The following is a 12,701-nucleotide window of genomic DNA, read 5'->3' as shown; positions in this document are numbered from 1 at the left end:
CACCCAAAAAGACTCCCCCCCGGATTATCAAACTGTAGAACTGGCCCGCCTACAGTTACTCAACAGGGAATAGGCGCCCCCTACGCTTGTTCTCGCATCACGCCGCCAGTGAATATTCCGAGTACCCCGGCTGCGCTCGTACAACGTATCGATTAACCACTCATTTATCCCCGTTGACTGATGGTTGGGGCCGAAACAGGCGGGGTGGGACTCTCGCGAGCGGAGCGAGTGAGGGTGCTCGCTCGCTTACGCTCGCTATGCGCGATCTCCCTGCTTCGGATCCCACACGCGGCGCTCACGATCTCGCGTCGCTCGACACATGAGCGGGCGTGGTGGGATTCGAACCCACGATCGAGGAGTTAGGAACCCCTCGCCCTGTCCGCTAGGCCACACGCCCTGTATCGCGTTTACGACCCCGCCACAAAAGAACCGCGTGCGTTACTCGGTGTTTTCAGTTTCTGTTTCGGTCTCGGCCTCGTCGCTCGTCTCGGAGGACTCCGTCGTCGACTCGGTCGTGGTCGACTCGGTCGTGCTGGTTTCCGGCGCTTCCCCCATATCTTCGAGCTCCTCGTTTAGCTCCTGGCGACCTTTCTGGAACTCGCCCATTGCCTGCCCCGTCGACCGGGCAAGCTTGGGGATTTTGTTCGCACCGAACAGCAGCACGAGCACCAGGAGAATGATGAGCATCTCCGGGCCCCCGGGAATTGCTCCGAACAGCGGGACAATCTGGGACATCTCTACCTGGTAGTTCCTCAGTCGCGACTATAGGCTTTTTGGACCGCAGGGGGTCCCAAACCGGGAGCGACACCTCGAAAAACGACGCATAGCGCTGTCGAACGCCCGAGAGTGAGCGACAGGAGCCCAACCATGGCGCATCAGGAGTGTTTTTGCCGCCGAGAATCCAGTGGCGAGTATGACCCGCACTAACGAGCCACCGGCCGTCGACGACGATGCCCCGGCGTTCACCGCACCGGTCGCCGACGAGGACGGTCTTGCCCACCAATCACTGACCGACTATCTTCCGGACGCGCCGATCGTACTCGCGTTCTTCCCGGCCGCGTTCTCGGGCACGTGCACCACCGAGCTCTGTACGTTCCGCGACCGATTCGGCCCGCTGAAAGAGAGTGACGCCGCCGTACTCGGCATCAGCACCGACCTCCCGTGGGCGCTCGCGGAGTTCCGCGAGCAGGAGTCGCTCCCCTTCCCGCTCGTGGCCGACAACGACGCCTCGATCTGTTCGGCCTACGGCGTTCGAACGACGTACGAACGGCTACGTATCGACGGCATCGCCCGCCGTTCCGTGTTCGTCGTCGACGGCGACGGCGTCGTTCGCTATCGCTGGCTCGCCGAACACCCAGGGCAGGAGCCGGATTACGACGCCGTCTCTACGAGCGTCGAGGAGGTTGCAGGGGACTGAGCGGGCTGAACCGGGTTCGAGATTTCACCCCGGCGGCCTTTTCCCGACGCCGTGAGTTTGTGAGCGTATGGCGACGGAACGGACGGAGTACCTGTACGACCCGGAGGCCCGACACGCGTTCCCCGACGAGCGGCTGAACCAGGTGTTGCCTGAACTCCTCGACGACCCCGAGGTGACGGCGTATCTGGAGGCACAGAACGTCAACCCGGTGATGCGGATGGGGTACAACGACCACGGCACCAAACACATCGAAATCGTGCGGAACCGCGCGCTCCGGCTGTACGAACTGCTGAAAGCGGACAACGTGGTGTTCAACGGCGCGCGAGAGCAGGGCCTCGACGAAGCCGACGAACCGGTGATCCTCGCGCTGGCGGCGACGCTTCACGACATCGGGCACGTCGTCCACAGGGAGGACCACCCATACTACTCCATCCCGCTCGCGGCGGACCTCCTCGATTCCTTTCTGGACAGGTTCTACGGGACCGCAGAACGCATCCGCGTGAAATCAGAGGTGCTCCACGCCATTCTCTGTCACCACACCCCAGAGACGCCACTGACCCGAGAGGCGGGCGTCATCCGCGTCGCAGACGCCCTCGATATGGAACACGGGCGATCGCGAATCCCGTACGAGGAGGGCGGACGCGGCATCAACACGCTCTCGAGTCAGGCCATCCGCAACGTCGGGCTGGATCCCGGCGAGGACCGCCCGGTGCTGGTCGAAATCGAGATGGTCAACGCCGCCGGCGTCTACCAGGTCGATAACCTGCTCAAGGCGAAGCTCCGGGACTCGATGATCGAAGACCACGTCCGCATCGTTGCGATTAATCGGAAAAGCGACGATAACCTCGTCGAGCGCATCGAACTGTAGCGGCTCGCCCCTGTTTCGTCCCCGGCTGAGCGCGGTACCGATTCACGTCCGAAACCAGTAAGCCGCTCGGGGGATGGGTTCATTTATCCGCCGGTGGGTCGTTCGGCAACGCAACTGTGGCCCGCGTCGGCAACTCGGTTGCACTACTCCGGGACAGAGAGTTCCTCTCGCTCGCGGGAACGGCGTTCGCCAGAAGTCAGGCGTACTCGACGATCATCATCGCGCTCGCGCTCTACGCGGACGCGTTCAACACCACCGGGTTCATCGAAGGGCTGTGGGGAACGGCGTTCGCACTGGTCCAACTGTTCATCGTCCTCCCACTCGGGCGGAAAATCGACACCGGCAACGCCAAACACTGGCTGCTCGGTGGCCTGCTCGTCAACATTGCAGTGTTCGTCGGCTACATGTTCGTCAGTAACGCTGTCGACGTTGTTCTCATCCGGATGCTGCAGGGTATCGGGGCGAGCATCCTCTGGATAACGGGCTCCACCGTCGTCGGTCAGATCTCGCCCGAGGACGAGAGCGGCCGCTGGCTCGGTTCCTACAACCAGGTCGCCGCGTTCTCCTCGCTGGCCGGTGACGTAGTCGGCGGCTATCTCCTCACGGTCTACGACCCGCTCCAATCGCGAGTCGTGTTCGCTATCCTCGCCCTCGTGACCATCATCGCGTTCGCGCTGGTCTACACCTCCCTCCGAGACGACCCGGGCGGCGGCGTCAACAACCCCGGCGCCGAGTCCGGGCTGAAGGCGCTCAAGAACCTGTACAACCTCCCGATGCTGCGGGCGCTGGTGTTCTTCCGGCTGGCGTTCTCCGTCGGCAAGATGGCGGTCATCATCTTCCTCCCAATTCTCGCCCGGAAGGAGTTCGGTATCGACGCCTTCGCGATCGGCTGGATTCTGGCCGGTGGAAAACTGACGAAATCCCTGTTACAAGGGTATATCGGTGACCTGACCGACCGAATCGGCAACCGTCCGCGCTTCGTTGCCGTCGGTGCGCTCATGTACGGGCTGGGTGTCGCCCTGATCCCGCTATCGGTTCCGGCAGAGGAGTACTTCGGGCAGTTCTACTTCGAACTCCTCGGGGAGGGACAGCTCCTCGGTGGCGGGTTCCTCGTTCTCTTCGGGGCGTACAGTGTTCTCGGGATCGCCGACTCGATCCGCCTCCCAGCCAGCATGGCGCTGTTCGTCGAAGAGGGCGAGAAGTACGACTCCGTCGCCAGTGCGATGTCGCTGCGCTCTCTCTCGTGGAAGATCGGCCAGACTGCGGGCCCCCTCGGCGTCGGCCTGATCAAGGATTACGTCGGGACCACGGAAGCGTTCCTCACCGCCTCGGTGTTCATCATCTTCGCGACGGGGCTGTTCTGGCTCACCTACACGCTCTCGGACGAACCGGACGCCGTCGATGCGGCGCTAACCGATTAATCGATAGTCTGGACCTCGAACGCGTCGCGCTCCACCGCCAGCCGGAACGTCGGCACGGTTCGGTACTCCACCTCGACCACGCTCTTGCGCCGGAGACTCTGGAGTGCGCTCCGCACCTCATCCACGTCCGGGTCGATATCGAGCTCCTCGCGAAGCTTCCCAAGCACGCTCACGACGCTTTCGGAGCGCTCCTCTGGCCCGCCGAGCACGTCGAGGACCTGTGCGTGCAGGGTCGGAACCCGAATCATCTCGGGGAGCCCGCCCTCCTCCTCTGGGGGCACGCTCGGCTCCACGTCGACGAGGTCGACACCCTTCTCCGTCGCGCGGATGAGACTGTCGTCGTCGCGGTAGTAGTACTCCCCCAGCACGTGTTCCAGATACTGGTGGACCTCGCTTCCCGACTCCATCCCCCAGCGGTCCTGTAGCTCCTTGTTCTTCGTCGGCTGGAGCGTGACGATATCCGCGAGGCGCTCTCTGGCCTCCTCATCCAGACCCATTACCACTGGCTGTGGGTCGCGCGCTTTTGGCTATTCCGATGGCGGTCCCGCTGTCCGGCGATACCAACTCAGCTCTGTCGCCACTCCAGGACTGCGGGCCGAACCACGGCAGCTAAGCCTGACGACCCCCTCCATCCATCTGTGCGAAACGTCACCGACCGGGTTCGCAACCCATTCGGGATGGAGCCGGACTGCGAGCGGTTCGTCCCCGGGTACGGGGACGCCAACGCCGATTTCCACGTCATCGGCGACCACCCAGGCGTCCACGGTGGCACGACCACTGGTGTCCCGTTCACCGGAACCGCCGACGCTGAACGACTGCAGACAGCGCTCCAGAACGCGGGGCTGCTCGACAACGGTGGCGACAGACCCGAAACCGACCGGACGTTCCTCTCGTATCTCCATATGTGCGTTCCCGACGGGGCGCCAACCGCTGGCGACTACCGCGAACTGGAACGGTTCTTCGACGCTGAGCTACGGGCCATCGCTGCTCACGTGCTGCTTCCCGTCGGCGAGCGCGCGACGCGCCACGTTCTCGAAGAGTACACTGCTCAGGCACACAAAACCGATGTCGAGATGTCCCGACTCCACGGTGAGGAGTTGCGTGGAAGCGGCTGGTTGGTCCTCCCCATCGCGGACCCGGCCGACTGGCAGGACGGCGACGACGAACGACTCGTCGAGGCCCTGCTCGACCTCCAGTCGACTGATTTCCGGAGAGAGACGGATCTCGGGCGGTTTCTCCCAGGCGGCGACCCCTACCACGTTCGGTAGCGTCGGCGACGGTTCCCCCAGAAACTGCGTGACCAGCGCGTACTCACCGGGTCGCGTAGAGATACCGACCCACATCGATCAGGAAGGCGAGTCCACTGACCAGCGGGAGCACGACCAGCCCGATCAATGCGACCACTGTCGGGAGCGCGGCCACGCGCTCGACCGCGAGCGGAACCACCGGGCCGAGCGATGCCAGGGCGTAGATCCAGGCGCTCCCCTGTCCGAACTGCGCGACAGCTGTCAGCACCACAAGCGGGAGCGCGACCGCCCCGACGAGGAAGAGAAGGCCAACACCGGGCTCACCGGAAGCCGCCGCGGTAGCCGTCCCGAGAACGTATGTACTGGGCGAGGGGAGCGGGAACCCGGCACTCAGTGTCGGGACAGGACTGGTCGCCAGCCCGGTTCCCAACCCTCTGAGCGACTCCCCGTGCGGGGCTGCGTACGTCCCGATGCCCGCAACGTAGGCGAGCAGCGAGAGGAGGACGATGCCGTACCAGCGCCCCAGACCGCGACGTCGCCGAGCCGCCGCGGCTGTCGTCGACGACCGTGATGCGCCGGCGCGGGCTGTTTGCTCGGTTACGTCGTCCCACGAGCTGTCCGAGCGATCGGCGCCAGTAGAGCTGGTCCCTCGCGAGCGCCCGGTAGATTGGCTCTGAGTGCTGTTCGTGGATGCACCGCTCCTCGTCGACGTGCTACGACCCGTGTATCGGCTGTTCCGGGTTGACCGGCTGTGCGAGTTCGACTGGCTACCGCCCGTCGATCGACTGCTGCTCGAAGATTGCGTGGACCGCGATTGGCTCCCCCCTGACGACCGGGAGCTGTTGCTCGACCGATTTCTGGACGACCGACTGCTCGATGACGTGCTCGTGCTGGGTGAGCGGCTTGCTGAAGCGCCGCCACTGCCCTCAGTGGATTCCCCGTCGGAGTGAACGGAGTCTGCGCTATCGACAGTCGTCTCCGAGGCCGGCTCGGCCGGTCCCCCGTCCTCGGCCTCCGGGAACACCGAGAGCGGCGGGAGGTCGTCGAGCCGTTTGTCGGCGTACTCACGGTGACCCATTCGGTCGTAATCCTTCCGTTCGGCCGAGTTCGAGAGCACGTCGTGGGCTTTGCGGATCAGCTTGAACTGTTCGTCACCCTCCGGGTGATCGTTCACGTCCGGGTGGTACTCCCGGACCTGAGCGCGGTAGGCGCGCTTCAGCTCTTTGGAGGAGGCGTCAGCGGTGGCACCGAGGACGTCATAGAAGTCCGTCGGCATTGTACACACCCGTACAGAGAGTTGCGGTTTGAATCTACCGCCACCGAGCGCCAGTTCCGGAAGTGCGAACCCTCTTGTTCGGGCGCCGAGCAGTCTGGGTATGGAGCGTATTCGCTTGGGGAACACCGTCTTCGAGGGGCTGAACAACGTCTACGTCCTCCGGGGCGAGGAGACCGTCCTCGTCGACTCCGGCGTCGACACGGAGCAGACGCGGACCGAACTCGCCGAGGGGCTCGAAGACCTGGGACTCGAGTTCGCCGACGTAGATCGCGTGTTTCTCACCCACTGGCACTACGACCACGCGGGTCTCGCCGGCCACATTCAGGAGGAGAGCGGCGCGACCGTCCACGTTCACGAGGCCGATGCACCGCTTGTCGCCGGCGACGAGGAGTCCCTCATCGAGGAGCGAACCCGCCAACAGGAGACGTTCGAGGAATGGCAGATTCCGGACGGTCCGCGCGAGGAACTACTGGGGTTTCTCGAAGGCCATGCCGACCTGCGTGGTGGGACCGTCGACGTGACGCCCGTCACGGACGGTGACCGGTTCGAAGTCAACGGACTGACCATGGAAGCGATCCACCTCCCTGGCCACGCGTTGGGCCTGACAGCCTTCGCCGTGGAGCGCGCGGGTGAGCGTCAGGCGTTCGTCGGTGACGCGATACTCCCGAGATACACACCCAACGTCGGTGGCGCTGACGTTCGGGTGGAGGCGCCGCTGACGAAATACGTCGACAGCCTCGGAGAGATTATCGAGCGGGACTGGGACTGCGCCCATCCCGGCCACCGAAACACCATCGACGACCCCGCCGGACGCGCCAGGGAGATTCTGGACCACCACCGCGAGCGCACTGGGAGGGTCATCGACGTGCTCGACCGCCACGACGCCTGCACCGCCTGGACCGTTAGCCACCACCTGTTCGGCGAGTTGGCGACCATCCACATCCTCCATGGCCCGGGCGAAGCGTACGCCCATCTCGACCACCTGGAGCGCCATGGCGTCGTCGAACGAGATGTCAACGAGTATCGGCTTATCGACGACGATCCGGACGTGTCCGGGCTGTTTCCGGAGCGATAACCGCCCGCGAGCCGCCGATTCTCAGCGCCGGCGGATTCGTGCGGGGAGTGCACGCAAGTAATGCGTTTATACGTGGGGAGATGGTACGTTTCCCCGATGAGTGAAGCCGACCCGGAGTATCAGGTCGCCGTTGTGGGCGGGGGTCCTGCCGGACTAACGACTGCATTGTATACGACCAGACTTGGACACGAAACCGTGCTCATCGACCGCGGCGGCGGCCGCGCGGCGATGATGCAGGACACCCACAACGTCATCGGAATCACCGAGGAGACCTCGGGGAAGGAGCTGCTTGCAACCGCCAAAGCGCAGGTCGAGAGCTACGGCGCCGACACCGTCCGCGGGTTTGTCACCGATATCCACGGCTCCGCGGGCTCGTTCGAACTCGACGTTGGCGAGGACAGCTACACCGCAGAGCGGGTCGTTCTCGCAACCGGGTTCTCCGACGAGCATCCGGATCCGCCCCTCCCCCGAACGGGTCGCGGGCTCCACTACTGTCTGCACTGTGACGCCTACATGTTCATCGACGAATCAGTGTACGTGATGGGCACCGGCGAGAGCGCCGCCCACGTCGCGATGATCATGCTCAACTTCACCAACGAGGTGGACCTGCTGCTCCGCGGAGATAATCCGGAATGGAGCGAGACCACCGACGAGCAGCTTCGGGCTCACCCGGTCGACATCATCGAGTCGGAGATTACGGGGATGAACCGCAAGGACGACGGCTGGCTGGAGTCCTTCGAGTTCGAGGACGGCACCACCCGGGAGTACAAGGGTGGCTTCCCGATGTACGGCTCGGACTATCACGCCGAACTCGCGGATATTCTCGGCGTCAAGCGCACTGACGAGGGGAACGTCAAAGTTGAAGACAACGGGCACACCTCCGTGGAGGGCGTGTTCGCCGTCGGCGATCTGGTGCCGGGCCACAACCAGATTCCCGTCGCGATGGGCCAGGGCGCGAAGGCAGGTATCGCCATCCACTACGACCTCCGGGAGTTCCCCAAGTCGCTGGCGGAGCTCGACGGTGAGACGGTCGACCCCGAGACGACGCCGGCCATCTCCGACGGCCTGCGGAAGGCGGCTGCGGCGCGCCACGGGGAGGCGCCTGAGGCGGCTGCGGACGACGACTGAGCCGCCGACTCGTGCCGGAATAGTGAACAGGCGACGCGACGTTCTCGCCGACGGACGTGCCGCACACTCGCTGTCCCGTCGACGGCAGTGGTCAGGTCACACGCGGTGTGGTTCCGGCCCCCTATTTGAACTCTCGTGAAGGGGAACGCCCTTATCCCTGCATCCGAAACAGAAAAGCAGGCACCGGTGGTCTAGTGGCAGGACCTGAGCCTTCCAAGCTCATGGCCCGGGTTCAAATCCCGGCCGGTGCATTTGTCGGCGTCGCTCTGTGTTGCAATTCCGTGATCGAGACGCAGTTCTCCAGACCCAGCCATGCTCGACAGCGTGGCAGGGATTAAGTTCCGTCCCGGCCTCTCGCATCCATGGTAACGATAGACAGGGAGCGGTTCCGTGAGTCCTTCGAGAACTACTCGCGTATCGGTGCAACTGCGAACGGTGGACTGCACCGCCTCACGCTCACGGAGGCGGACAAGCGCGCCCGCGATACGTTCGTCGACGACCTCGAAGCGCTCGGCCTGGACGTGAGAATCGACCGAATCGGGAACATCTTCGGCCGCCGCGACGGGACGGATCCGACTGCTGACCCGGTCTTGATCGGATCGCATCTCGATTCCCAGCCGTACGGTGGGCGGTTCGACGGCCAACTGGGAGTCCTCGCTTCACTGGAGACGCTCCGTGGACTGGACGACGAGGGTGTCGAAACGGAGCGCCCTATCGAGATCGTGAACTGGACGAACGAAGAGGGCTCTCGCTTCCAGAATGCGCTGCTCGGGAGTAGTGTCTTCGCCGGCAACACCGAACTCGAGACAGCACTTGGGTTAACCGACGACGAAGGCACAACTGTCGAAGAAGCGCTCGGAGAGATCGGATACGACGGCGACCATCCTGCCGGACCGTCCGACATCCACGCGCATATCGAACTCCACATCGAACAGGGCCCCTCCCTCGAAGCGCACGGCAACACACTCGGTATCGTCGAAGGCGTCTACGGAATGTCCTGGCTTCGTGCGACGATCACTGGCGACTCGGACCATGCAGGACCGACACCGATGCACACCCGCTCCGATGCCATGGCTACCGCTGCCGATGCTGTCAGCGAGATCAATCGGTTACCGAACCGGCTCTCGGCTGACGCTGTGTCGACGGTTGGTGAGTTCACTATCGGCCCTGGCTCGATCAACGTCGTCCCAGATACAGCCGAGTTTACTGTCGACGTGCGGTCCGACGATGATTCGGTCGTTGCGGAGGCGGTCACAAGAGTAAAGCAGGAGGTCGAGCACGCCTGCTCGCGCCATTCGACAACCGCCTCGGTTGAGGATGTCTGGAGCATCGAATCGACCGCGTTCGATGATTCGGTCTGTGATGTCATCGAAAGCGTTGCCGACGACCAGGGAATCGCCCACGAGCGGATGCCGAGCGGCGCGGCTCACGACGCGAAGCATCTCAACGATATCGCCCCCACGGCGATGCTGTTCGCCCCGTCGGTCGACGGGAAGACCCACAACGAAGCCGAGTTGACGGAGTGGGACGACTGTGTGAGGACGGCCAACTGTTATGCGGCAGTGACCGTCGAACTGGCAACCCAGTAGGGAAGACCCGAAGTTTCGACCCAGCGCATGTGGACACCTCCGGAACCGCCACGGCGGTGGAAACAGAGCGGAACGAGAACTGGGGGGACGTATCGAACCCCGGCACTCTGGGTTCTCGGTGACCAGTCGATGAAAACAGCCCCCAAGCATATCCTCCGGAGGACGGTATCTCCAAACTGGCATGGCGACAATCGAGTTCAAGGACGAAATGTCCCCAACGACTGCCGAAGACGTCGAGATCCACGGCGACTGGGTCATCGCCGACGTCGAAAACGACGAGGACGAAATCGAACGCCACTGGATTCCAGGCGACAGGATCAAACGGATCGTCGGGGTGAAAGGTGATGAAAGCATCATGATAACGTAATCCGGGACAAACTTCGGGGGTGCCAGTTGTGCTGACCAGGAGCGGTTGCCATCCACGGTGCGTCCAGGCCCGCACAGTCCCCAGTTTCTGCTCGGCGAACCCAGAATACCCTCCGTTCATCTACGCACCTCGTCGACCGAAGCCCGACGAACGGCGGACTGAAGCTGAAAACTATCTGAGATTGTCGATGGTCTCCCAGCCGTCACCGGAGAACCACTCCCACTTCTCCCAGCCGTTCCAGCCGTCGTGCCAATCATCCGGTCGAACGATCTTATCGACCTCCCGGGCTGCACCCGACGGTGACCGTTTCACGCCGTTCGGGTCGACGATCTCCCCGTCCTCCACCGTTGCGACGTACTCGAACCCGTTATGATGCTGGAACCGCAGTCCTGCCCCGTCAGGGAGCATCCACAGAGTATCATCAGACATAGAACAGTATGTGACGGCTACCCACATATAGGTAGTCCCACATATCGAGCGGTCCCCGGGCTATGGTGTCCATCGAGCGCGCGTTTCGCTTCACTCAAATTTTCACACAACTGCGTGCCGCCCAAAGTTATATCCGCCGTCCATTGGTTTCTGAGGGCTTGATTCGTCGTGCCGTCCGCCGGATCGTGAACGCCCTCGCCGAACCACACCAGGCTGAAAAGTATCAAGTAGATGTCGATAACGAGCGACGAGAGCGCGAGGACGAGCCCTACTCCCGGCGTGCGCGCTCGCGTCGACGCTCCAGCAGCGTTCTGATTCCCCGACCGGGGCCGCCCTCGATGGGCCAGCCGTTCGTCCGCCACTGGGGCGGTTCTGGCTCGAAAAAGCCACAGCGGGCGCCACACTCTGCTTCTGACTGACAGCGACTTTTCGCCGCGCAGTACGGAACGAGCGCCTCGCCGCTTCGCCGGAGTTCGAAGTGTCGACAGTCGGGACGCATCGTGTCCGTGAAGGCGCGCCAGCCTTTGCCGTACGCCCGCTCGGCGAGCCATCGTCGCCGCCGCGTCTTCTCCTCGGAACTGAACGCCTCGCTATCGGCGGCCGTGTCCAACGACGAGGGGAGCCAGTCGACCGTCGCCACGTCGGCGTCGACAGCGGTCGCCTCGACACCTAGTCTCCTCGCGTTGGTCTCGTCCGCGAAATCGAACGTCAGCACACCCACCTCGACCGGGAACTCCTCCAGCAGCGCCGGCTCGACGCGGTCGCCGGTGCGACTCGTCGCCAGCCACACCTCGTCGGCCAGCGCCGTCTCCACGTCGTGGGTCAACTGGTCAGTGAGGGCCGCGGCGGCGCTGGCGTCGAGATCCGGTTTGTTCTCGATGGCGACGATGCGACTGACCCAGTCTGGGTAGGCCCGCTTCCGCCGGATTTCGATGCGGCGCCCGTTCTTGCGCTTGTCGATGAGTCCGCGCGCGGCCCCGCGGTGAATGGCTTCCCGAACGTAGCGCCAGTCGTAGCCCGGGTCCGGGAGCGCCTCGCGGTAGTATTCCCACTCTGGGGGTGCATGGCGAACGATCGGTAGCAGCTCAGCATCGATCGTGTGGTCGCCGAACGCCTGTCGGGCCGCGAGGCCCGCCGGGTCACATTCGATGACGATGGTGTCCCAGCGGCGGCGCTGCGTGCCGAGCTGTCTGGAGACGACGAGCGCCGGCGCGTCGTCGGCGCCGGGCGGCCAGGCTAACTCGGCCCAGCGACAGACGAGTAGCTCGAAAGAGAACTCCGAGTTCAGCGCCGTCGTGGACACGGCTGGGCGCTACGTCGGTGTCCCGACGTACCCTTCGCCCTCGGCCTCACGCACTCTGTCGAGATAGTCGTGGGCGTCCTCCAGTATGTCGCGTGGGCCGTTCTGAGTGATCGTGTTCAGTGCCTGGTCGTAATCCCGCCACTGGAGATCACGGTGCTCCGAGGAGAGTTCGGCGTTAGCCTCGAAGGAGCGGGCGATGAACAGATGCACGGTTTTGTGAATCGTGTCGCCGCCGGCCTCGAACACGTAGTCGTACTCCCGGCGGAACCCGTCAACCAACCGGAAATCCTCGATACCTGCTTCCTCTGCTACTTCGCGAATCGCGGTCTGCTGGAGCTCCTCTTCCCCCTCGACCCCGCCCTTGGGAAACTCCCAGTCCCCGGGTCGGCTCTTCAGGAGGAGATACTCCCGTTCGCCGCGGGTGTCGCGGAAGAGGATGGCTCCAGCTGACGTCGCTTCGACCGTCATTACGCCGATATAGACGACGTGTTCTTAAATCGGCTTCGGTGCCCCGAACGCACGCCGCCTGCCGTTCCGGAAGGCGAGCGCCGGTAGATGCGCTTTTGAGGCTCGAACCCAAC

At 63.8% G+C, this 12,701-nt stretch carries 14 protein-coding genes and 2 tRNA genes; 9 read left to right on the top strand and 7 right to left on the bottom strand.

Annotated features, from left to right (window positions below; all coding sequences use genetic code 11):
* Positions 1–324: 324 nt before the first annotated feature.
* Positions 325–397 (bottom strand) — tRNA-Arg (locus V5A38_RS00540).
* A 41-nt stretch (positions 398–438) separates the two neighbouring features.
* Positions 439–735: a twin-arginine translocase TatA/TatE family subunit gene (gene tatA, locus V5A38_RS00535; RefSeq protein WP_332323788.1), complete on the bottom strand. Its 297-nt coding sequence runs from the start codon at positions 733–735 to the stop codon at positions 439–441.
* Positions 736–913: 178 nt separating this feature from the next.
* Here tatA and V5A38_RS00530 point away from each other — a divergent pair, with 178 nt between their 5' ends.
* The 3 genes from V5A38_RS00530 (at position 914) to V5A38_RS00520 (ending at position 3,706) form a co-directional block, all read left to right on the top strand.
* Entirely contained in the window at positions 914–1,417 is a 504-nt protein-coding gene (locus V5A38_RS00530; protein ID WP_332323787.1) for a redoxin domain-containing protein, read from the top strand.
* A gap of 67 nt (positions 1,418–1,484) precedes the next feature.
* Positions 1,485–2,285: an HD domain-containing protein gene (locus V5A38_RS00525; RefSeq protein ID WP_332323786.1), complete on the top strand. Its 801-nt coding sequence runs from the start codon at positions 1,485–1,487 to the stop codon at positions 2,283–2,285.
* Between the two features lie 116 nt (positions 2,286–2,401).
* Complete coding sequence (locus V5A38_RS00520; RefSeq protein WP_332323785.1) at positions 2,402–3,706, top strand: MFS transporter; 1,305 nt, start codon at positions 2,402–2,404, stop codon at positions 3,704–3,706.
* On the opposite strand, the gene V5A38_RS00515 is transcribed toward V5A38_RS00520, so the two are convergent.
* Positions 3,703–4,203 carry a DUF5797 family protein gene (locus tag V5A38_RS00515; RefSeq protein ID WP_332323784.1) on the bottom strand — a complete coding sequence of 167 codons (501 nt, stop codon included), beginning with the start codon at positions 4,201–4,203 and terminating at the stop codon, positions 3,703–3,705. The two genes, V5A38_RS00520 and V5A38_RS00515, sit on opposite strands and share 4 nt — an antisense overlap.
* A gap of 141 nt (positions 4,204–4,344) precedes the next feature.
* Between V5A38_RS00515 and V5A38_RS00510 the strand changes: the two genes are divergently transcribed.
* Complete coding sequence (locus tag V5A38_RS00510) at positions 4,345–4,974, top strand: uracil-DNA glycosylase family protein (RefSeq protein ID WP_332323783.1); 630 nt, start codon at positions 4,345–4,347, stop codon at positions 4,972–4,974.
* A 43-nt stretch (positions 4,975–5,017) separates the two neighbouring features.
* Here V5A38_RS00510 and V5A38_RS00505 read toward each other — a convergent pair whose 3' ends face one another.
* A complete protein-coding gene (locus V5A38_RS00505; protein WP_332323782.1) occupies positions 5,018–6,229 on the bottom strand; it encodes a DnaJ domain-containing protein in 1,212 nt (403 codons plus the stop codon).
* 100 nt (positions 6,230–6,329) lie between these two features.
* Here V5A38_RS00505 and V5A38_RS00500 point away from each other — a divergent pair, with 100 nt between their 5' ends.
* From V5A38_RS00500 to V5A38_RS00480, 5 genes are all read left to right on the top strand, one after another.
* Complete coding sequence (locus V5A38_RS00500) at positions 6,330–7,304, top strand: MBL fold metallo-hydrolase (RefSeq protein ID WP_332323781.1); 975 nt, start codon at positions 6,330–6,332, stop codon at positions 7,302–7,304.
* Positions 7,305–7,400: 96 nt separating this feature from the next.
* The gene (locus tag V5A38_RS00495; RefSeq protein ID WP_332323780.1) at positions 7,401–8,432 is read left to right on the top strand and encodes an NAD(P)/FAD-dependent oxidoreductase; all 1,032 of its coding nucleotides are present in this window, start codon (positions 7,401–7,403) and stop codon (positions 8,430–8,432) included.
* Between the two features lie 180 nt (positions 8,433–8,612).
* Positions 8,613–8,683: transfer RNA gene (locus V5A38_RS00490), tRNA-Gly, on the top strand.
* 111 nt (positions 8,684–8,794) lie between these two features.
* On the top strand, positions 8,795–10,021 hold the full coding sequence (locus tag V5A38_RS00485; protein ID WP_332323779.1) for a Zn-dependent hydrolase: 1,227 nt from the start codon (positions 8,795–8,797) through the stop codon (positions 10,019–10,021).
* 181 nt (positions 10,022–10,202) lie between these two features.
* Entirely contained in the window at positions 10,203–10,388 is a 186-nt protein-coding gene (locus tag V5A38_RS00480) for a hypothetical protein (RefSeq protein WP_332323778.1), read from the top strand.
* Positions 10,389–10,559: 171 nt separating this feature from the next.
* On the opposite strand, the gene V5A38_RS00475 is transcribed toward V5A38_RS00480, so the two are convergent.
* The 3 genes from V5A38_RS00475 to V5A38_RS00465 all read right to left on the bottom strand — a co-directional run bounded on the left by V5A38_RS00475 (position 10,560) and on the right by V5A38_RS00465 (position 12,588).
* Complete coding sequence (locus tag V5A38_RS00475; RefSeq protein WP_332323777.1) at positions 10,560–10,817, bottom strand: hypothetical protein; 258 nt, start codon at positions 10,815–10,817, stop codon at positions 10,560–10,562.
* A gap of 268 nt (positions 10,818–11,085) precedes the next feature.
* Positions 11,086–12,120, bottom strand: coding sequence for a DUF5787 family protein (locus tag V5A38_RS00470; RefSeq protein WP_332323776.1), 1,035 nt, complete (start codon positions 12,118–12,120; stop codon positions 11,086–11,088).
* A gap of 9 nt (positions 12,121–12,129) precedes the next feature.
* Entirely contained in the window at positions 12,130–12,588 is a 459-nt protein-coding gene (locus V5A38_RS00465; RefSeq protein WP_332323775.1) for a bis(5'-nucleosyl)-tetraphosphatase, read from the bottom strand.
* Positions 12,589–12,701 lie beyond the last annotated feature (113 nt).

It is taken from the genome of Halolamina sp., assembly GCF_036626355.1.
In the GTDB taxonomy this organism is placed as follows: domain Archaea; phylum Halobacteriota; class Halobacteria; order Halobacteriales; family Haloferacaceae; genus Halolamina.
The sequence above is the reverse complement of the archived record's forward strand: the minus strand, read 5'-3'. Positions and strand labels throughout refer to the sequence as shown.